General features: G+C 46.5%; 15 protein-coding genes and 2 riboswitches. Of the genes, 11 read left to right on the top strand and 4 right to left on the bottom strand.

Annotation, left to right across the window (positions count from 1 at the left end; translation table 11 throughout):
• Positions 1 to 60: 60 nt before the first annotated feature.
• Genes F0231_RS14620 through F0231_RS14605 form a run of 4 tightly spaced genes read left to right on the top strand, consistent with a single transcriptional unit; the run spans position 61 to position 6320 of the window.
• A complete protein-coding gene (locus tag F0231_RS14620) occupies positions 61 to 1776 on the top strand; it encodes an autotransporter assembly complex family protein (RefSeq protein WP_171760436.1) in 1716 nt (571 codons plus the stop codon).
• Positions 1773 to 5540: a translocation/assembly module TamB domain-containing protein gene (locus tag F0231_RS14615; protein ID WP_171760435.1), complete on the top strand. Its 3768-nt coding sequence runs from the start codon at positions 1773 to 1775 to the stop codon at positions 5538 to 5540. The genes F0231_RS14620 and F0231_RS14615 overlap by 4 nt, the downstream gene beginning before the upstream one ends.
• A 17-nt stretch (positions 5541 to 5557) precedes the next feature.
• Complete coding sequence (locus F0231_RS14610) at positions 5558 to 5905, top strand: gamma-glutamylcyclotransferase (RefSeq protein WP_171760434.1); 348 nt, start codon at positions 5558 to 5560, stop codon at positions 5903 to 5905.
• Between the two features lie 55 nt (positions 5906 to 5960).
• Positions 5961 to 6320: a DUF2799 domain-containing protein gene (locus tag F0231_RS14605; RefSeq protein ID WP_171760433.1), complete on the top strand. Its 360-nt coding sequence runs from the start codon at positions 5961 to 5963 to the stop codon at positions 6318 to 6320.
• Between the two features lie 55 nt (positions 6321 to 6375).
• On the opposite strand, the gene fbp is transcribed toward F0231_RS14605, so the two are convergent.
• Entirely contained in the window at positions 6376 to 7392 is a 1017-nt protein-coding gene (gene fbp / locus F0231_RS14600) for a class 1 fructose-bisphosphatase (RefSeq protein ID WP_171760432.1), read from the bottom strand.
• A 310-nt stretch (positions 7393 to 7702) separates the two neighbouring features.
• On the opposite strand from fbp, the gene mpl reads away from it, so the two are divergent.
• The 5 genes from mpl to thiQ all read left to right on the top strand — a co-directional run bounded on the left by mpl (position 7703) and on the right by thiQ (position 13331).
• Positions 7703 to 9058, top strand: a complete 1356-nt coding sequence (gene mpl, locus F0231_RS14595) for a UDP-N-acetylmuramate:L-alanyl-gamma-D-glutamyl-meso-diaminopimelate ligase (protein WP_171760431.1) — start codon at positions 7703 to 7705, stop codon at positions 9056 to 9058.
• An 8-nt stretch (positions 9059 to 9066) separates the two neighbouring features.
• A complete protein-coding gene (locus F0231_RS14590) occupies positions 9067 to 9693 on the top strand; it encodes a flavin prenyltransferase UbiX (protein WP_171760430.1) in 627 nt (208 codons plus the stop codon).
• Positions 9694 to 9835: 142 nt separating this feature from the next.
• Positions 9836 to 9971, top strand: a riboswitch (TPP riboswitch).
• 50 nt (positions 9972 to 10021) lie between these two features.
• On the top strand, positions 10022 to 11029 hold the full coding sequence (thiB, locus tag F0231_RS14585; RefSeq protein ID WP_171760429.1) for a thiamine ABC transporter substrate binding subunit: 1008 nt from the start codon (positions 10022 to 10024) through the stop codon (positions 11027 to 11029).
• A 9-nt stretch (positions 11030 to 11038) separates the two neighbouring features.
• Positions 11039 to 12643 (top strand): thiamine/thiamine pyrophosphate ABC transporter permease ThiP, encoded by a 1605-nt coding sequence (gene thiP / locus F0231_RS14580; protein ID WP_171760428.1) that lies wholly within the window; start codon positions 11039 to 11041, stop codon positions 12641 to 12643.
• A complete protein-coding gene (gene thiQ, locus F0231_RS14575; RefSeq protein ID WP_171760427.1) occupies positions 12627 to 13331 on the top strand; it encodes a thiamine ABC transporter ATP-binding protein in 705 nt (234 codons plus the stop codon). Before thiP ends, thiQ begins: the two co-directional genes overlap by 17 nt.
• Before the next feature lie 210 nt (positions 13332 to 13541).
• Here thiQ and yjgA read toward each other — a convergent pair whose 3' ends face one another.
• Positions 13542 to 14069: a ribosome biogenesis factor YjgA gene (gene yjgA / locus F0231_RS14570; protein WP_171760426.1), complete on the bottom strand. Its 528-nt coding sequence runs from the start codon at positions 14067 to 14069 to the stop codon at positions 13542 to 13544.
• A 110-nt stretch (positions 14070 to 14179) separates the two neighbouring features.
• Here yjgA and pmbA point away from each other — a divergent pair, with 110 nt between their 5' ends.
• On the top strand, positions 14180 to 15523 hold the full coding sequence (gene pmbA / locus F0231_RS14565; RefSeq protein WP_171760425.1) for a metalloprotease PmbA: 1344 nt from the start codon (positions 14180 to 14182) through the stop codon (positions 15521 to 15523).
• Between the two features lie 87 nt (positions 15524 to 15610).
• On the opposite strand, the gene lysC is transcribed toward pmbA, so the two are convergent.
• On the bottom strand, positions 15611 to 16963 hold the full coding sequence (gene lysC, locus F0231_RS14560; RefSeq protein ID WP_171760424.1) for a lysine-sensitive aspartokinase 3: 1353 nt from the start codon (positions 16961 to 16963) through the stop codon (positions 15611 to 15613).
• Positions 16964 to 17076: 113 nt separating this feature from the next.
• Positions 17077 to 17254, bottom strand: a riboswitch (Lysine riboswitch).
• A 224-nt stretch (positions 17255 to 17478) separates the two neighbouring features.
• Here lysC and F0231_RS14555 point away from each other — a divergent pair.
• Positions 17479 to 18600, top strand: a complete 1122-nt coding sequence (locus F0231_RS14555; RefSeq protein ID WP_171760423.1) for an alanine--glyoxylate aminotransferase family protein — start codon at positions 17479 to 17481, stop codon at positions 18598 to 18600.
• A gap of 48 nt (positions 18601 to 18648) precedes the next feature.
• Here F0231_RS14555 and F0231_RS14550 read toward each other — a convergent pair whose 3' ends face one another.
• The gene (locus tag F0231_RS14550) at positions 18649 to 20418 is read right to left on the bottom strand and encodes a PglL family O-oligosaccharyltransferase (protein ID WP_171760422.1); all 1770 of its coding nucleotides are present in this window, start codon (positions 20416 to 20418) and stop codon (positions 18649 to 18651) included.
• Positions 20419 to 20485: the final 67 nt, after the last annotated feature.

The following is a 20485-nucleotide window of genomic DNA, read 5'->3' as shown; positions in this document are numbered from 1 at the left end:
AGACTTATTTTTTTTCAGACGGTATTATTCCCTAACATGGATGTAGATAGATAATTAAGCATGATCAGAAAGTCTTTACCAGCGCTATTAACACTTCTCGCAATTACCCCTTCAGCATGGGCTCAAGAAGTGGATCTTTCCGTTGAAGGGTTGGATGGTGCGCTACAAGATAATGTTGATGTCTACCTGTCATCTATTCCTCCAGAAGAATATGCCACTAGCCTGCGTTTTCAAGCTCGTATAGAACGTAACATTACTGAGGCGCTCAATGCCCTCGGCTATTACCATCCGACCTTTGATTTTACGATTGCGGACGATAATTCTGAGCTGTTGGTAAAAGTTCAGCCCGGTCTTCCAATTATTATCAAACAAGTAGATGTGCAAATTACAGGAGAAGCTCAAAGCGATCCTGACTTTGCTGCATTGATAGAAAAAAGTGGCCTCAAAGAAGGGGATAATCTTAATCACAGTGTTTACGACAGTTTAAAGTCGGGTATCCGTAATTTAGCGTTGCAAAAGGGTTACTTTGAAGGTGACTTCTTAGTGAATCGACTAGAAGTGGCGCCAGACTTAAATGAAGCGTTTGTTCGCCTTCACTATAAAAGCGGTATCCGTTACCACTTCGGCGAAAGCACCATCACGGGCAGTCAAATTGAGCAAGATCGGGTGGAGTCACTCTCTCCGTACCAATCTGGAGATCCTTACTTAGTCGCGAAGGTTGGTGAATACAACCAAAACCTATCAAACACAGATTGGTTTTCATCGGTATTCGTAGAACCTGACCTTAGCATGTTGGGAGAAGGGCGAGAACTGCCGATGAAGGTCTCCTTAGCGCCTCAAGCTCGTAACCAACTCGAGACAGGTATTGGTTACTCAACCGACGTTGGCGTCAGAGGCTCGTTAAAGTGGAAGAAGCCTTGGGTAAACAGTCGTGGCCATAGTTTTGACAGCAGCTTTTCTCTTTCTGCGCCTGAGCAAACTATCACGGCGGGCTATCGTATTCCTTTGGAAGACGTGCTTCATGAGTACTATCGCATTCAATATGGGATGAAAAACCTCGATAACCGTGACACTAAGAGTTTGGAATCGAACCTTGCTTTGGAGCGTCACTGGGTACTGGATAATGGTTGGCATCGCACGGTCTTTATTCGTTACTTGCTTGAAAACTATGAGCAGGGCTTACAAGATGACACGGCTCAGTTCTTATTGCCGGGTATCTCTTTTTCTCGTAGCCGAATTCGTGGTGGTTCCATGCCTATGTGGGGCGATCGCCAAAGTTTGACGATGGAGTTTGGTGATTCAAGCGTACTCTCTGAGACCAGCGTCGTGCGCCTGCTTGGCGGTATGACTTGGATTCGCGGTGTGGGTGACAATCATCGCGGTATTTTCCGTATTGATGGCGGCGCTAACTTTGCCGATGAATTTAACAAGCTCTCTCCATCGCTGCGTTTCTTTGCGGGTGGTGACAATAATCTGCGTGGTTATGGTTATGAGTCGATCTCTCCTCGAGATGCCAGTGGTGCGTTAACGGGTGCCAAGTACATTGCGACCAGTTCACTTGAGTATCAGTATCGAGTTTATGGTAACTGGTGGGGCGCTATTTTCTACGATGTGGGTGATGCCTTTAATGACACAATCGAGCTAAAACGAGGCACGGGTTTTGGCGTTCGCTGGGCGTCTCCTGTTGGACCGGTTAGACTTGATTTTGCTTGGGGACTCGATGCGACACCGGGTGATGAGTTCCAAGTTCACTTTACGTTAGGACCTGAATTATGACCCGTGTAGTACTCAAGTGGTCAAAATGGTTATCACTGACATTGGTTGCTTTGCTTGTTGCTCTCTTGGTGGCAATCTGTGTGCTGCTGTTTACCAATACGGGCTTGAACCTCGCGCTTTGGGGGGCAGAAAAGTTTGTCCCTCAGCTTAAAGTTGAATCGACGAAAGGCGCGGTGTTCCCACGCTTTACCCTCAACGGTGTCTCTTTTAAAGATGAGTCACTCAACGTTGATGCCAAAGTAGGGGCTTTGACGCTTGCGGTCACCCCTAGCTGTTTTACTGAACCTCGAGTTTGTATCGATGAAGTCGCGATCGATGGTTTAGTGTTCTCAATGCCCGAGTTACCTCCTAGTTCTGCTCCGGCAGAAGAACCTGCGCCTTCAAGTGGCAAAATTACGTCGCCAATTCCAATTAAAGTGAGCCGTATTGCGCTGACGAATATCGATTTGGATGTTCTGCACAATCAAATCTCATGGGATAGCTTCACATCAGGCTTAATGTTCCAAGGCAACCGCCTTCGTTTGAGCAAAACTAAACTGACAACCCCTGTGGTTGAGTTGGCACCAACCGATCCTCAAACAAACCAAGAGCAAGAGCCACAACCAGCCAACGCAGATACAAAGCCGAAAGCCATTGAGCTTCCCGCTGTTGAGTTGCCGCTTCAAATAGAACTGACACGACTTGATATTCATGACTTTAAGTTGGTTCAGGAGGCACCAATTGAAGTGCATCACCTTGGCCTGAGCGCTACGGCAAAGGGCTATCAGGTTGATGTAAAAACTTTAGAGCTAGATATGCCCCAAGTCGAAGCTCAGTTAGAAACCAAGGTCACACTTAAAGAGGGCTACCCACTCACCCTCAACCTTGATGCGACAGTTAAGGAAGAGGTTGCTGCAGGGCAAACACTGCAACTCAAAGCGGATGGTAGTGTTGCGGACTTGTCGCTTTCAGCATCGCTAGGTGGTTTAGCGAAAGCCGAACTTAATGCCAAGCTTGAACCTTTAAAACCAGAGCTGCCGTTTGATGTTACCTTGAGCAACGGTGATGTGCAGTGGCCGCTAGTGGGCAAAGGGGATTACTTTGTTCAGATTGAAGAGCTCACGACACAAGGTTCATTGAATGGCTATTCGCTAGGACTAACGACAGCGATTAAAGGGAAAGATCTCCCCGATCTTAACGTTGTTCTTAAAGGCAATGGTGATTTAGAGCATATTCAGTTAGATACGATTGATGTCGAGACATTAGGTGGTCATATCACGGGTGATGTGATGGCCAACTGGAAAGCGCCGATCAATTGGGCGGCAAACTTGACGTTATCTCATATTCAACCTGGACTTCAATGGCCTGAAGCGGAAGGTGATATTAGCGGTGTCTTGGCCACCAGTGGTAACTTAACCCAACAAGGCGGCTGGCAAGTTGAACTGCCTAAACTTGATATTGATGGGATATTACGTGATTACCCACTTAACATTGAAGGTGCTCTTTCAGCTTCAGACACAACTGGAAAAGGGAATCTAAGTCTAGAGACGCCAAGGTTAGTGCTCTCACATGGCCCGAACCGAATCCAAGCTCAAGGCTCTTTAGATAAAGAGTGGAATATGGACCTCGCGCTTGATTTCCCAGAACTTGCCAAGTCTGTTCCTGATTTAAAGGGGCGTGCTAATGGTGATGTTCAGCTGAGAGGGGCATTGAAAGAGCCGAAAGTAGGTCTATCTCTGGATGTGGCCGAGGTAGATTGGCAAGGTGAAGCTAACGTTCAACGTTTTTCAATTAAAGGGGATGTGACGCCGCTCCCAGCGCCGACAGGCAGCCTAAATGTCACGGTCAAACAAGCACAATACCAAGATTACATTGTCGATGACGTACGCTTAGATTTCGCAGGCTCACAGCAAGCACACCGTCTTACGCTTGATGTGAATTCAAACTTGGCATCAACCAGCTTGGCACTCAATGGTGCGTTGATTGATAAGCCTGAAATCAGCTGGCAGGGTGAGCTTGAAAGAGTGCTTTTGAGCTCAAAGCAAGGTGAGTGGCGATTAAACCAAGCTACCGCGCTCGGCTTTGAAATGGCCACTCAACAGGTTTCGGTTGCAGCGCACTGTTGGCTGCAAGCGGGCTCATCATTATGTTTGGATCAAGATATTAAGGTCGGTGAAAGTGGCGAAGCTGCACTGACCCTCAAACAGTTTGATTTTGAACAGATCAAAGCATTCGTGCCAGAAGCGACCAAGCTGACGGGGCAAACTGACGCTCAAGTATGGGCAAAGTGGGCTCCTGATGCGCCGCCGCAACTTAAAGCGAGCGTTGAGTTGCCAAAAGGGCAAGTGGTCCAGCAGTTAGAACAACCGATTCAAGTGGGTTGGGAGAGCGTTATTCTTAATGCTCAGCTGGCTGAAAACAGACTGCAAGCCGACTGGATGTTCGACATCACTGACAACGGTGATGTATCGGGGCAAGTCACTATCCCAGATGTGGTGATAGAAGATAAGCAAATTGATGGTCAACTTAAATTGACCACGTTCAACCTCGATTTCTTAGCACCAATAGTGGGGGATTACAGTGAGCTTAAATCGAATATTTCTACCGATTTAGCGCTCAGTGGTCCTGTTATGCAGCCAAAAGTAAATGGTCAGTTTGTGGTTGACGACATCTTACTAAAAGGGGATATCTCTCCAGTAGAAGTCGATTCTGGCCGTTTAGCGATCAACTTTACTGGCTATGAAGCTGTGCTTGCCGCAGCCATTCACACGCCAGATGGCAAGCTTGAAATGTCAGGGGATGCCGATTGGCAAGATCTGAAAGATTGGCGCACCAATTTACGTGTCTTTGCGGAAGAGCTCTATGTCGATGTGCCTCCAATGGTGAAGATTAAAGTTCAACCAGATATGACGATTTCAGCATCTCCGAAGTTAGCAAGAGTCGACGGTAATATCGCGCTGCCTTGGGGACGGATTGTGGTTGAAGAGTTGCCCGCAAGTGCCGTAGGTATCTCAAAAGATCAGGTGATTCTGAATGACCAACTAGAGCCAGTCGATGAGCAAAGTAGCGTTCCATTTGCGCTTGAAACCAATATCAATATTAAGATTGGCGATGACTTTAAGCTCTCTGCATTTGGACTTGAAGGTGGGTTAGTCGGTAATCTAAATGTGGCTCAGAAAGACAAAGGGCCATTTATTACCGGTGAGATCAATATCACCGATGGCTCCTATTCTTCTTTCGGGCAGGACCTACTCATCAATGAAGGTAAGATCTTAATGAATGGTCCGGTTGACCAGCCATACGTGCAGATTACCGCGATTCGAAACCCTGATAATACACAAGATGATGTGACCGCTGGTGTGAAAGTGACAGGACCTGCTAGTGAGCCAACCGTGACGATCTTCTCTGATCCTGCAATGCCACAAGCAAATGCCCTTTCGTATCTTCTGCGTGGTCAGGATATCGACGGGGAAGCGGGTGGTAACTCAATGACAACCACACTGATTGGTCTGAGCTTAGCGAAAAGTGGTCGGGTGGTCGGTGAACTTGGTGAAGCGTTTGGTGTTCAGGACCTACAATTAGATACAGCGGGATCGGGTAATGATTCGCAAGTAACCGTAAGTGGTTATATCCTGCCTGGTCTGCAGGTGAAATACGGAGTCGGGATTTTTGACTCGGTTGGCGAGTTCACCGTGAGATACCGTTTGATGCAAGATCTCTACGTTGAGGCGATGTCTGGTGTCGATAGCGCTGTTGATCTTCTCTATCAATTCGAATTTAACTAGAGCTAGGGAGAGCGAATATGCAGAATCTGGTTTTTGTTTATGGCACGTTACGTCATGGCGAGAGTAATCATCACCTTTTGTCTAGCGCTCAGTGGTTAGGTAACCATACTACCTTACCACTATACTCTTTATATGATCTCGGTGCTTATCCAGCCGTAGTAGAGGGGCATAGCGCAATTACTGGTGAAGTGTATCTGGTTGATGATGCGACTCTTGAACAACTTGATCGGCTAGAGGATGTGCCAGTGACGTATCGTCGGGAGCAGATCGAAACTCCGTTTGGCCAAGCTTGGATCTACTTATATCAAGATGTCGGGCAACTAGATGTGATGATCTCTTCAGGAGACTGGTGTCAGAAAGTGTAGTTAAGTCACCAATCTTCATTTGGTTTGCGCTTTAATTGTGAATAAGGAGCAATCTATGAAATATGTATTAGCTTTAATAACCTTGATACTGGTCGGTTGTAGTGCTCAGCCAACGCCATTGACGACCGTTGAAAGTGATTGGTCAGAGTATGGTAAAGGCCGCGCAGAACAAGGATTAATGAAGCAGTCAGAAGCGAAGCTGGCTAAGTTAGATACGACAGGCGCGTTTTCAAATGAGCTGTACCTTGCCTACGACAACGGCTACGAAGAAGGACGGCAGACTTACTGTTCTCAGAGTGCCTATATGTTAGGTGTTATGGGGAAACCGTACCGAGGCCTTTGTGAAAGAATTGACCCATTCTTCTATCAGGACTATGTATCAGGTAAAAACTCCACCGCAGGTTCTGCATTCTAAAAACTAATAAAAAGAGTCGACACAGGTCGACTCTTTTTAGTTTTGAAACGGTAAATTATTCTTCGTCGCGGTTGAGTTCTAAGAACTCTTTGACTTTTTTCACCATATTCTTTGAACCAACGAAGAAAGGCACACGTTGATGCAGTTCTGTTGGTTTGATGTCCATAATACGTTGTACACCGTCTGACGCGACACCACCTGCTTGCTCTATGATGTAAGCCATTGGGTTACATTCGTATAGCAAACGAAGCTTGCCATCTGGGTGGCTCTGTGTGCTTGGGTAGAGGTAGATACCGCCTTTTAGCAGGTTGCGATGGAAGTCGGCAACCAAAGAACCGATATAGCGAGAGGTGTATGGACGTTTCTCACTAGGCTCACTCTCCTGACAGTACTTGATGTACTTCTTCACACCCATAGGGAAACGAATGTAGTTACCTTCGTTGATTGAGTAGATGCTGCCATCTTCAGGAATCATCATGTTCTCATGAGACAGGCAGAAGGTGCCCAACGATGGGTCGTAAGTAAAGCCATTCACACCGTTACCTGTTGTGTAAACAAGCATGGTTGAAGATCCGTAAATCACGTAACCAGCAGCGACTTGCTTATGGCCTGGTTGTAGAAAATCTTCTTCTGTCGGTGGCGTGCCGATCGGTGAGACACGGCGATAAATAGAGAAGATCGTACCAACAGAGACGTTTACATCGATATTAGAAGAACCATCGAGAGGATCCATTAACACAACGTATTTCGCGTTTTTGTTGAGCTCTTTGTTAAACGCTACTGCTTCATCTTCTTCTTCACTCGCGACACCACACACTTGATCGCGTGCTTCTAGTGCAGCTTTAAACTTGTCGTTCGCATAAACATCAAGTTTTTGTTGGTCTTCACCTTGAACGTTCTCAGTACCTACGGCACCGGTAATGTCACCAAGACCAGCCGCGTTAATTTCACGGTTTACAATCTTAGCAGCAAGGCGAATAGAAGATAGAAGGGATGATAGATCACCGCTAGCGTGGGGGAAGTCCGCTTGTTTCTCAACAATGAACTCGCCAAGGGTGCGCATTCCAGACATGGTTATTCCTTAAAGTCACTCGAAAATAGGGGCTTGGTGGGTACTTCGATCTCTTGCGGATCTTTTATTGTGACCCGTAGATAAGTGTAAAAGTTAGATCTTTTTATTGGTAATGAACTAACTGCTTGAGATCTCAATTTATTTGTCGACTACTGAGTCAACTTACATTTTGTTTGCAGCCTGTCAGAATGTGAGTGAAGAGTGAGCAACCAACCCGCGAATAGGGCGATCGAAACGGGAAAGGTATTCGCTTTTGACCGTTTTATCGCCATAATGACAACACTATTTTTGCCTAGGACAAGGTCAGTTTATGCATATTCATATCTTAGGGATTTGCGGCACATTCATGGGAGGCGCGGCAGTTTTAGCACGCCAACTTGGACACAAGGTGACAGGCAGTGATGCCAATGTTTATCCACCAATGAGTACTCTGCTTGAATCGCAAGGTATTGATATCATAGAAGGCTTTGACCCTTCTCAGCTTGATCCTGCTCCGGATCTGGTCGTCATCGGTAATGCGATGAGCCGAGGCAACCCGTGTGTAGAACATGTGTTGAATACTAACCTTAGGTACACGTCAGGCCCGCAGTGGTTGCAAGAGTTTTTGCTGCACGATCGTTGGGTGTTGGCTGTCTCGGGGACACACGGTAAAACAACCACATCCAGTATGCTTGCTTGGATCCTTGAAGACTGTGGTTACCAGCCAGGTTTTCTTGTTGGCGGCGTGTTAGGTAACTTCGGCGTCTCAGCTCGACTTGGCGAAAGCATGTTTTTTGTCGTTGAAGCGGATGAATACGACAGTGCTTTTTTTGACAAGCGTTCTAAGTTTGTTCACTACCATCCACGCACTTTAGTTATGAATAATCTAGAGTTCGATCATGCGGACATCTTTGACGATCTTGAAGCGATAAAGCGTCAGTTCCACCACCTAGTGCGCACTGTACCAGGGAATGGTCGAATTCTTGCTCCGAAGCAGAGTGATGAGATTCAAGATGTACTCGAGCGGGGTTGCTGGAGCGAAACGGAATTTAGCGGCGATCAAGGCGAATGGCAGGCAGAGAAGCGAGTCGCAGATGGTTCGGAATTTGATGTGCTGTTCCAAGGTGAAAAAGTTGGCATTGTGAAATGGGACCTCGTCGGTGACCATAATGTCGACAATGCTTTAATGGCCATCGCATCGGCGCGTCATGTTGGTGTTACTCCTGATTTAGCATGTGAATCATTGGCCAAGTTCATCAACACCAAGCGTCGACTAGAGTTAAAGGGTGAAGTGAATGGTGTGACGGTCTACGACGATTTTGCTCACCATCCAACCGCGATTGAACTGACTTTAGGTGGCTTGCGTAATAAGGTCGGCAGCGACAAAATCATCGCTGTACTGGAGCCTCGCAGTGCAACAATGAAGCGTGGTGTACATAAAGACACGTTGGCAGCTTCTCTGAACCAAGCTGATGAGGTTTTTCTTTACCAACCAGATAATATCGATTGGTCGGTAGACGATATCGTTAATCAATGCACTCAGGCAGCGCAGGCATCGAGTGACATTAATCAGTTAGTTGACAATATTGTTAATCAAGCAGAGAGTGGCAGCCACATTTTAGTGATGAGCAATGGTGGCTTTGAGGGCATCCATGGCAAATTGCTAGATAAATTAGCTGAGAAATAAACAATATAATGAGTACACAGCAAAAAGCGATCACGTTAGCGTTTACCGGAGCTTCTGGGGCGCCTTATGGATTGCGACTTTTAGAATGCTTATTGGCCGCAGACTATCAAGTTTATCTGTTGATTTCTTCTGCGGCTCGAGTGGTTCTGGCTACTGAGCATGGGCTCAAACTCCCAGCAAGCCCAGATAAAGCGCATACAACTCTAGTCGAGCATTTGAACTGTGATGCTGAGAAGCTGGTGGTGTGTGGCAAAGATGATTGGTTCTCACCCGTTGCGTCTGGCTCTGCAGCACCTAAGCAGATGGTGGTTTGCCCTTGTTCGGCTGGCAGCGTGGCGGCGATCGCACATGGCATGTCTGATAATCTAATTGAGCGTGCTGCTGATGTTGTGATGAAAGAGCGCGGTCAACTGCTGCTCGTTGTACGAGAAACGCCATTCTCAACCTTGCACCTAGAGAACATGCATAAGCTGTCTCAGATGGGAGTAACCATCATGCCAGCCGCACCGGGTTTTTATCATCAACCTAAGTCGATTGAAGATTTAGTCGATTTCATGGTGGCTCGTATTCTCGATCATTTAGGCGTAGAACAAGGATTGGTGCCTCGCTGGGGCTACGATCCCCGTCATATTTGAAGCTGCAGCGTTGTTGACTGCCCAAATTCACCCAAATCACATAGAGCTTCTATGCTCATTGGGATGAATTTTATTGTCGCCTAGCTGCCACTCCAACTATTTAGGGGATGGCTATTGGCGATCAATACTATTACAATTTGGCCGTTACTCATCGGGGAGCTATTGACCCAAGTTATATTGGGATGGCTGAGATCGAGTGTTGCTTCTTAGTAGGTAAACTTGGGACCCGTGTACCTGAACCAGATAATGCTGGCGTAGGAATTGAGTTTGGACTTGCCTATCAACTGTCCCTCAAGCCTGTGCCGCTCACACAAGGAGAGAGCGAGCAGTGAAATCCACTCTAAGCACACTTAAAATCAGCACTCTAGCAGTTGCTACTCTAACCTCTTTTTCTGCCATGGCTGCAGACAACACTCTAACCGTTTACACCTACGATTCATTTGCTGCTGACTGGGGCCCAGGCCCGAAAGTAGAGAAAGCATTTGAAGCCCAGTGTGGTTGTGATGTTAACTTCGTGGCATTGGATGATGGTGTCTCGATCCTTAACCGCTTACGTCTAGAAGGCGACAACAGCAAAGCGGACATCGTATTAGGTTTAGATAACAACCTAATGGCAGAAGCTAAGAAAACAGGCTTACTGGCTGAGCATAACGTAGATACCAGCAGTGTGACTTTGCCAAGTGGCTGGAATGATAAGACATTCGTTCCTTACGACTTTGGTTACTTTGCCTTTGTTTACAATACAGAGACACTGACAAACCCACCAAAGAGCCTTAAAGAGCTGGTTGAGTCGCGTGATGATCTGAAAGTGATCTACCAAGACCCTCGCACATCAACACCAGGTCAAGGCTTAATGTTATGGATGAAGTCGGTCTATGGCGATGAGTCTACGCAAGCATGGCAGCAGCTGTCTAAGAAAACCGTTACGGTAACTAAAGGTTGGTCTGAGGCTTACTCAATGTTCCTTGAAGGGGAATCGGATCTGGTTCTCTCTTACACGACCTCTCCAGCGTATCACTTGATTGCCGAAGGTGATGCTAAGTATGCTGCCGCTGATTTTGCTGAAGGTCACTACACACAAGTTGAAGTGGCAGCGAAAGTGAAGGGTTCGAGCAACGAGAAGCTAGCGGATGAATTTATGAGCTTTATTTTAAGCAATGAATTCCAATCTGCGATGCCGACTGGCAACTGGATGTACCCAGTGACAAATGTAGAGTTGCCGAAAGGGTTTGAAACTCTGACAGTACCAAGTCAAGCATTAAGCTTTAGTGCTGATGAAGTGGCAGAAAATCGCAAGTCTTGGATCCGTGAATGGCAAAGCGCTCTAACCTTCTAAGGCTCTCTTTTGCGTAAAACACCTCTTATAGGTCTTTGGGTCGCGGCATTGATCGCGACCTTTGTGATCTCAGCATTAGGTGCACTCTTAGTGAATGCGCCTAGTCTTGATATTAGCCAAGTCTGGCATGACCCCTACTATCGTCACGTCACTAAGTTCAGTTTCTACCAATCCTTTCTCTCTACTTTATTGAGTGTGGGTTTAGCTGTACCTGTCGCACATGCGTTGTCACGCCGGAATTTTATCGGTAAGTCTCTGCTACTAAAGTTGTTTGCCACCACCTTAGTACTGCCAGTGTTGGTTGGCGTATTTGGCTTACTGGCCATTTACGGAAACAGTGGTTTAGTGGCCCAATTGTTCAAGGCGCTAGACAGTAAACTACCGTTCTCAATCTATGGCTTAAATGGCATTTTGCTTGCTCATGTCTTTTTCAATCTGCCTTATGCGACGCGATTGCTACTGCAAGCATTAGACTCTATTCCTGCCGAACAACATAAGCTTTGTGCGCATTTGGGTATGGGACACTGGGATAAATTTCGTTGGATTGAATGGCCTAGGCTCAGGCAGCAATTACCCCATGTCAGTGGTTTGGTGTTTATGCTCTGTTTCACCAGCTTCGCGACCGTAATGGCATTAGGTGGTGGGCCAAAATCAACCACGATTGAACTGGCTATCTATCAAGCCATTAAGTTTGATTTTGATCTTCAAGCAGGGGCATTACTGGCAATCTGGCAAATGACACTCTGTGGCGTGATGGCGCTAACGATTCAGCGTTTAGCTAAACCTATGTCGGTCAGTGCGGGTTCTCAGTCAGGACAGATCTATTTATCTAACGACAATCTCTGGTCGAAAAGCTGGGACTGGGCGTGGATTATTGGCGCGATGCTGTTGGTACTCCCGCCTTTGCTGATGGTGATTTTGAGCGGCTTGAACAGCCAAGTTTTCGAGGTGCTGTCCGATAGCCGTTTTTGGTTAGCGTTTTGGGCATCGATAAAAGTCGCTACGCTCGCGAGTTTGATTGCCTTAATTGCAGGCATTGCCATCTTGCTGACCAGCCGTCGCTTACGTTTGAACCGACACTCAAAACGTGCAGACCACATTGAGTTGATCGGTACGATTATCTTGGTGACGCCTGGGCTAGTGATATCGACAGGCCTGTTCTTGTTACTGCGCTCTTTCACGGATGTGTTCAGTCTGGCGTTTGTCGTGGTTGTGGCGGTGAATGCCTTAATGGGGCTTCCGTACGTGATTAAGACGCTATCTCAACCTATGCTGCATATTGAGCAGCAATATCAATACGTGTGTGCCAGCCTTGGCATGAGAGGGTGGCAACGCTTTAGAGTGGTTGAATGGAAAGCGCTCAAGAAGCCACTGGCTCATGCGTTTGCGATCAGTTTTATGTTTTCCATTGGCGATCTTAGTGCCGTTGCGCTCTTTGGTAGTCAAGAATTTAGAACGTTGCCGTTGTATCTATTTCAGTTGTTAGGCAGTTATCAAATGGAAGCCGCCGCAGTGGTATCAGTGACTTTGTTGCTGCTCAGTGTCGGCTGTTTCACGCTGATTGAGACCCTATTTAAAGTAAACACTAAGGTGAGTCATGCTAGCTCTACATAACGTTGATTATTACTACCATAACGAACTGTTTCATTTTGATGTTAAGGTCGAGCAGGGGGCAATTGTGGCGCTAATGGGACCAAGTGGAGCGGGTAAGTCGACTCTACTGGCTTTGGTTGCGGGGTTCATTGAGCCAGAAAAAGGGCGCATTGAAGTGAATGGCAATAACATTGTCGGCAAAGAACCTCACCAACGTCCGTTCGCCATGCTATTTCAAGAGCATAATCTGTTTGCACACCTTACGGTCAGACAAAATATTGGTTTAGGGTTACACCCAGGCTTAAAGTTGACACATGAACAACAGCAGCAAGTTGAATTGGCCGCTAAACAAGTCGGTGTTGCGGAGTATTTGGATCGTTTACCTGAGCAGCTTTCTGGAGGTCAGCGTCAACGCGTGGCTTTGGCGCGCTGTTTCGTTCAGCCTCATGCAATGTGGTTGTTGGATGAGCCATTTTCAGCGCTTGATCCGATCTTGCGAGAAGAGATGCTAACTTTGGTTTATAAGTTAGCTAAAGAGCGCAATATTACGGTGCTGATGGTGACGCACCACATTAATGATGCCAAAGCGATCAGTTCGGATTTTATTTTTGTCGCTAATGGTCATGTCGAAGTGGCAGGTGGTATTAATCAGCTCTCTTCTGCTCACTCGAACCCTACGTTGAGTGAATTCGTCAGAGCGGGTGAATGACCAGCGTAAAGGACGCGCTATGAGTTTAGTCATTCCCTAGACTGACGAAGGAAGGAGTAGGGAACCTCATCAAGAAATCGACTTGCTAGAATAGATCCCCAACTCACTTATTCTTCGCTCTTGAGGATGACGCTAGAATTGATTGAAAATAAAGAGGGCTAACGTTTGGCGTCAGCCCTCTTACTATTTCAAACTAAAATGCTTACAAGATTAAGCTTCATCTTCGTGCAATGCTTTAAGCACTTGGAAGATTTCACGGTACGCTTTCGCTGGCTTACCGGCTTTCTTCTCTTTAGCGGCCTGACGCGCAAGTTGGCGCAGACGTTGACGATCAGCTGCAGGATAAAGGTCCATCACATCGCCAATCGCACTATCACCTTCTTCTACAACACGGTCACGCAATTGCTCAAGCTTGTGCAGTTCAGCCGTTGCTTGTGAGTGCTTGTTACGTACTTTGTCCAGTGCAGCTTGCAGTGGTTCAGTCTCTTCAAAACGCATCAACTTACCAATGTACTGAAGCTGACGACGACGAGCTTCGTTTTTGAAGCGCTGAGCGTCTTTGATCGCTTCCGCTAAGTCTTCGCTCAGTGGAAACTTTTCAAGCACAGAAGGCTTCAGCGATGCGAGCTCTTCACCTAACTTCTGTAACTCTTCCATGTCACGTTTCAATTCGGTTTTACTAACCCAAATGATCTCTTCTTCCTCTTCCCATGGCGCCTTTTGATTCTTACGTGCCATCTCTCTGCCTTCATTTGAACAATCTATTTCTCTATTTTAACAAGAATCGTGGGGAGAAAGCGAAATTCTTGTTATTCTAAAGGCAATTGATCTTAAAAATTGAAGTAGATATGGACGTAAAACAGCAAGTTGCTCAACAGCGCGTTGAGTTAGAAGCGGCAGTTGCGAAGGCGCTAGAGATGGCCGCCGAGAAATCCGATGCGGCTGAAGTTGCCATCAGCAAGAGTACAGGCTTGAGTGTCTCCACTCGTATGTGCGAAGTTGAAAATGTTGAGTTTAACAGTGACGGTGCTTTAGGTATCACAGTCTATCGCAATCAGCGCAAAGGCAGTGCTTCAACCTCAGACTTGAGCGAAAAAGCGATTCAACAGACGGTACTTGCTGCGCTCGATATCGCTCAATACACTTCAGAAGATCCTTTTGCAGGTCCTGCTCCGAAAGAGCTGATGGTACAAGACATTCCAGACCTTGATCTCTTCCACCCTGATACGCCAGATCCTGATTACGCCGCTCAAATCGCGATTGCTGCAGAGCAACAAGCGCTCTCTTACAGTGATAAGATCAAGCAAAGCGATGGCGCGAGTTACGACAGCCACTATGGCCTAAAAGTGTATGGTAACAGTCATGGTCTTCTGGCTAGCTATGCATCAAGTCGTCACAGCACTAGTTGCTGTGTGATCGGTCAAGGTAATAACGGTGAGATGGAGCGTGACTACAGCTACACCGTTGCACGCCATAAAGATGAGCTTTGGACTCCAGAAAGTGTCGGCCAACAAGCGGCAGAAAAGACCATCAGTCGTTTAGATGCGCAAAAACTAACAACGGGTCAGTACCCAGTGATGTTTGCTGCAGATGTAGCAACAGGGCTTCTTGGCCACTTAGTGATGGCCATCAGTGGCGGTAACTTATACCGTAAGTCGTCATTCTTATTGGATCATCTAGGTAAACAGGTTCTTCCTGAATGGTTTAATGTGTCAGAGCGCCCGCATGTGCAGCGTGGACTCGCGTCGAGCCCATTTGATAGTGAAGGTGTTTTCACACAAGATCGCGAAATTATTACCGATGGTAAACTCGCCACTTATTTATTGACTAGTTATGCCGCACGTAAGATGAATATGACGCCAACTGGACACGCTGGTGGTATCCACAACTGGTTTGTGAACTCGACGGGACAAAACTTTGAGCAGATGCTGAAAGAGCTAGGCACAGGTCTGCTTGTCACGGAGACCATGGGTCAGGGCGTTAATATCGTGACGGGTGACTATTCACGCGGCGCAGCGGGCTTCTGGGTTGAAAATGGTGAAATCCAATACCCTGTGTCTGAAATTACCATTGCAGGCAACTTGAAAGAGATGTTCAACCAGATTGTTGCGGTTGGCAGTGATGTCGAGACACGCTCTCAAATTCAGACTGGTTCAATCTTACTTGAGTCGATGAAGGTCGCGGGCGAGTAGTCGCTTTCTTGTATTCAATATCGGTCACTCCATTTCGGGAGTGACAAAAAGAAAAGGTTGATGTTTTTGCATCAACCTTTCTTGTTTTTAGCCTTCGAAAAGTTCGGTGTGCAGCTTTTGAATCGCTTGCTTGGACACCGATTCGTGAACAAGGAAACACAAGTTGTGTGGGCTTGCTCCATAGCAGATCATACGCAAGTTGAAGTCTTCTAGTGTGCCAAAGACTTGTTTAGCATAGCCTTTGCTCTCACTCATGTTGTTACCGATTAGGGCAACTAAACAAAGGTTGTGTTCAACTTCAACCGTACACAGCTCTTCAAGCTCTAATCGAGCCGCTTCTGGCAGTTGTGGTGCGCCGCCCGATGTGTCTGTTTGGTCGAGGGTTAACGACACACTGATCTCTGATGTGGTAATCAAATCGACAGAGATTTTATGTTTAGCAAGGATTTCAAACACCTTGGCTAAAAAGCCGTAAGCGTGGAACATTTTCGCACTGCGTAGTGTGACCATGGTTTGGTTGCAGCGTAGAGCCAACGCGCGAAATAGTGGCGAGCTTTCTACTTGATGACGAATCCAAGTGCCGCCTTTTTCTGGCTCTTTTGATGACCCAACAAAGACTGGAATATCATGACGCAGTGCAGGCACTAAGGTTGATGGGTGGAGGATCTTTGCACCAAAGTTTGCCATTTCAGATGCTTCACTAAAGCTGATTTCAGCAATAGGTGACGCTTTTGGCGCGATACGTGGATCTGTCGTGTAGATGCCCGGAACGTCTGTCCAAATTTCTAGACCAGAAGCTTCCACGGCCTCTGCAATAAGTGCAGCACTGTAATCACTGCCACCGCGACCCAGTGTCGTGGTATTGCCTTCTTCATCGGAACCAATAAAGCCTTGAGTCACAACCACGAAATCTTGGCAAAGTGGAATAAGAGATTCTTGTGCTAGCTGGCTGATACGTTCCAACTCAGGTTCAGCTTTGCCAAAATTACTGTCAGTACGCAGAACATCACGAATATCAAAGCGAACTGCATTGATACCGCGCTCTTTCATTAGCTGGGTTAGTAGGTGAGTTGACATCAATTCACCGCACGCGACTAGGTGGTCAGTAAGCTTGTGGCTTGATTGAATCGATGCGGCTTCGGCAAGGCTCGTCACTGTATCTAGAATTGCTGACACGTCACTTGCCGCTTGAGAAGCGTCTTCAAGTTGATTTAAAACAGCTTGGTGAATTTCAGCGAGTTTGGTTAACACCTCACTACGGCGCGTTTGATCTTGGACACCATTGGCTAGCTCGACCAAAAGATTGGTAACACCTGAGCATGCGCTACTGACGACAAGCTTAGTGTTTGGATTATTTTCAATAATTGCAGCACAGCGGCTCATTGCTTCAAAGTTAGCAACACTAGTTCCACCAAATTTAGCTACATTAAAACTGCTCACAGCGTATCTCCCACGACTTCCTAAAATAAAATTTTGGTAGCTATACCAACATCCAATGTTTTTGCTTTGATGAAGAGAGTTGAGCGAAAGAGAGGTGTTCTTTTTGAAATGTATACCTCAGAAGCTCATCATCAGTCTGAGCTGATGACAGTCGTAGGGATTCAACCCTAGCAACCGATAGATGCAAGCCTGCAACTTTTATCTACCTCGGCACTACTCCCCCTCAATAGGTTGTATCGGAATTGCGGCTCCACAACATATCTACCTGGGCAGTGCTCCTCTTCTGCAAAATAATTTGCTGTATGGGATAAATATTCACCACACAATCAGCATTGAACGTTTTTATGTGAACTATGTCAACGATAATTTGTAACTTTATGTCATTTATAAATTAACAAACTTGTGACACTGGTTTGACCTCGATACTTTGGCCTAATTGCTGCGGCTCTAAATTTGAATTAATGTGGAGTAGAAACAAGAGCAATAACGATAAATAGAAGATCAAGGAGCTGCCAATGACGATTCAAAGTTTTATCCCCCCGCACCGTATCCTGATGGGACCGGGGCCTTCAGATATTTCACCTCAAGTATTACAGGCTTTGAGTCGACCAACGGTTGGACATTTAGACCCATTGTTTGTCGGTATGATGGATGAGCTTAAATCGCTATTGAAGTATGCGTTTCAAACCGAGAATGAGTTTACGATCGCCGTATCTGCACCTGGTAGCGCGGGTATGGAAACTTGTTTTGTTAACCTGATTGAGCAAGGCGATAAAGTCATTGTTTGTCGCAATGGGGTGTTCGGCGATCGTATGCGTGAAAACGTTATTCGTGCCGGTGGGGAGGCCATCATCGTCGATGACGAGTGGGGAACACCTGTCTCGGTCGATAAAGTCGAGCAAGCGTTAATCGCACATCCTGACGCGAAGATCCTAGCGTTTGTTCATGCTGAAACTTCAACGGGCGCATGCAGTGATGCGCAAGCGCTCGGTAAACTGGCGAAGCAACATAGTGTCTTGACCATTGTTGATGCCGTAACGTCGTTAGGTGGCGTGCCTCTTAAAGTCGATGAATGGCAGCTGGATGCCGTTTACTCCGGCAGCCAAAAGTGCCTTTCGTGTGTACCGGGTTTATCGCCTGTCACACTTTCACCCGTCGCCATTGAAAAAATCCAGTCACGTACCACTCCTGTCCAAAGTTGGTTTTTAGACCAAAGTTTAGTGCTTGGTTATTGGAGTGGTGAAGGTAAGCGTAGTTACCACCACACTGCTCCAGTAAACAGTCTATACGCGCTGCATGAATCGCTGCTAATTTTGAAAAATGAGGGTCTAGAGAACGCCTGGCAACGTCATCGTGATATGCATGAAAAACTAAAGCAAGGGCTTGAAAAGCTCGGTTTCGAGTTTGTCGTAGAAGAAGGCTTACGTCTTCCTCAGCTTAACGCAATTTATATTCCTGAAGGTATCGATGATGCGAAAGTACGCACGCATCTACTCAACACCTATAACCTTGAGATTGGCGCTGGTTTGGGTGCTTTGGCTGGCAAAGCATGGCGTATCGGCTTGATGGGGTATGGTGCGCGAGCAGAAAATGTCGCTTTATGCTTGCGAGCATTAGAAGAGTCGCTCGCACAGTAGAGTGGGAAACAAATAAAGGCGGCCATTTGGTCGCCTTTATTCGTTTCGTTACTCTTGCTGCTCTGCGTCTGCTTTGAGGGCATCGATGTTCGGTGGAATATATTGAACATCTGAGAAGTCGCGGTTAGGGAATAGGAATTGAGCTTCGCGCCGAATCTGCTCTGCTTTAACGCTGTCCCCCAACCCTTGGTAAGCAAGAATAAGATTGTTGTAAAACGCAGGACGCGGTTTATTTTCAATGATCTCTAATGACCAATCGATATAAGGTTGAATAAACTTAGGATCTTGTTGATATAGACCAATATTGAGGTAGGTACTGAAAATGTCCCAATCGTAACGGTCTTTCCAAACCACAGGGTTAGAAACTAGCTCGAGGATCTCAGGATTTTTAGGGTGGGATCGCTCAAAGTTGGTCAGTACATAGTTGGTATGCAGTGTACTCAGCATATAGAAACTGGTGATGATGGGCACGACTAAACTCAATACCCTAAGTATGGTCTGAGACACAAAGCTTAAGGAGTTTTGTCGGTACGAGGCTGTTCTCTGATCAACCCAATAGAGCAGAATGACAAAGGTAATCCAGTGAATGGCTGAGTGATAAAATGGGTACTCAAGCTGACTGTGTAGGACTATTGGAACAAATAGAGCGAAAAGCGCCAGACGACTGCCTTTAGTGCCTTGTGCTATCCGTGATAGAACCAAAATAGCCGCGAGTAAAATCCCCATAATCGGCAATAGCCCACCTTCTACCCCCCAATACAGTAACTCATTATGAGGGTGATCCATTGAGGCTAACCCAGGTTTGTAGTTAGGGTTGAGCTGATGCTGACGCGCAGTGTAGACAATATATTCAGGTTCAAAGCGACCATAACCGTAACCAGTAAATGGCTTTTCGATCAGCATATCGAGCGCTTGAGGGAAGGTGTACTGCCTTGGGCTCTCAATGTGAGCCCTCTTTGCAGCCAGTGACCCTTCTTCTGCAAGCATATTATGGGCAACCCCGACTCCAAGGCCGGCAATAATGGCGAGTGACCAACCCAAAAATCGTTTTCTTGTTGCGAATCTATAGAGGTAAGGTAATAAAAAGGCTATCGAGAGGAGAGCCGCAAGCCAGCCAGTTCGAGATGCTAAAAATATCAGCAGAGGAATGGTCGCAATTGGCATCAAATAGAGTAGTGCTACCTCACTCACTTTTCTCCCGTACTTACACGGGTGGCGGGTAAGCAGGTAACCCGATAAAGCCAGTCCGGTTGCTAGGAAACTTGCCATGACATTGGGCTGCTGAAATATGCCGTAAGGGCGATTTTTTACGGTGTTGTAGCCGAAGAGGTTTCCTGGTTCGAGTAGAAAAAACTGAATCCATCCAAACAGGGCCTCTATGAAGACTGCTATGGTGATAAACCAAAGCAAGCGTTGCTTCTGTTTATTGCTGAAACGAAATTGTTGAAGGGTGACAAAGAGTAACAAGCCAACCCATAAACCGACTAAGCGACCAATAGAAAGTGATAGGTTTGAATTGGTGTACAGCGCTGGAAGAGTGAGCATGACGCAGCAAAGGAACAAGCCGATCGTCAGCTTGTTGTATTTAAAAGTACCATTGGTGCCGACTTGATAAAGGCCAATGGCTAATGCAAATGCAACTCCGAGCCATGTGGCTGGGTTGAATGCAAGCGCAAGCCCAGATCCACCTGGATTAGGCATAAAAAAGTGCATTGCGAGTAGGTAGACTACTCCAATAGAAGCCAAGAAAGGTTTGATCAAAGGAAGCTTCGGCGCCTTAGTCTCAAGCTCTGTCCCTGTTACATGCGTAGTCGCCATAAATACAACACCCTTAAAAAAACAGACCAGAGATACGCTTCTCTGGTCTGTTTATCTTACAATTAAT

It is taken from the genome of Vibrio sp. RE86, from assembly GCF_013114545.1.
In the GTDB taxonomy this organism is placed as follows: Bacteria; Pseudomonadota; Gammaproteobacteria; order Enterobacterales; family Vibrionaceae; genus Vibrio.
Note: the sequence above shows the minus strand (reverse complement) of the source record. Positions and strands in the feature narration are given on the sequence as shown.

What these genes read in the sequence shown, in the direction of transcription:
- F0231_RS14620 (WP_171760436.1), top strand. Translation starts at nt 61, where the DNA reads ATGATCAGAAAGTCTTTACCAGCGCTATTAACACTTCTCGCAATTACC.
- F0231_RS14615 (WP_171760435.1), top strand. Translation starts at nt 1,773, where the DNA reads ATGACCCGTGTAGTACTCAAGTGGTCAAAATGGTTATCACTGACATTG.
- F0231_RS14610 (WP_171760434.1), top strand. Translation starts at nt 5,558, where the DNA reads ATGCAGAATCTGGTTTTTGTTTATGGCACGTTACGTCATGGCGAGAGT.
- F0231_RS14605 (WP_171760433.1), top strand. Translation starts at nt 5,961, where the DNA reads ATGAAATATGTATTAGCTTTAATAACCTTGATACTGGTCGGTTGTAGT.
- fbp (WP_171760432.1), bottom strand. Translation starts at nt 7,392, where the DNA reads ATGTCTGGAATGCGCACCCTTGGCGAGTTCATTGTTGAGAAACAAGCG.
- mpl (WP_171760431.1), top strand. Translation starts at nt 7,703, where the DNA reads ATGCATATTCATATCTTAGGGATTTGCGGCACATTCATGGGAGGCGCG.
- F0231_RS14590 (WP_171760430.1), top strand. Translation starts at nt 9,067, where the DNA reads ATGAGTACACAGCAAAAAGCGATCACGTTAGCGTTTACCGGAGCTTCT.
- thiQ (WP_171760427.1), top strand. Translation starts at nt 12,627, where the DNA reads ATGCTAGCTCTACATAACGTTGATTATTACTACCATAACGAACTGTTT.
- yjgA (WP_171760426.1), bottom strand. Translation starts at nt 14,069, where the DNA reads ATGGCACGTAAGAATCAAAAGGCGCCATGGGAAGAGGAAGAAGAGATC.
- pmbA (WP_171760425.1), top strand. Translation starts at nt 14,180, where the DNA reads ATGGACGTAAAACAGCAAGTTGCTCAACAGCGCGTTGAGTTAGAAGCG.
- F0231_RS14555 (WP_171760423.1), top strand. Translation starts at nt 17,479, where the DNA reads ATGACGATTCAAAGTTTTATCCCCCCGCACCGTATCCTGATGGGACCG.
- F0231_RS14550 (WP_171760422.1), bottom strand. Translation starts at nt 20,418, where the DNA reads ATGGCGACTACGCATGTAACAGGGACAGAGCTTGAGACTAAGGCGCCG.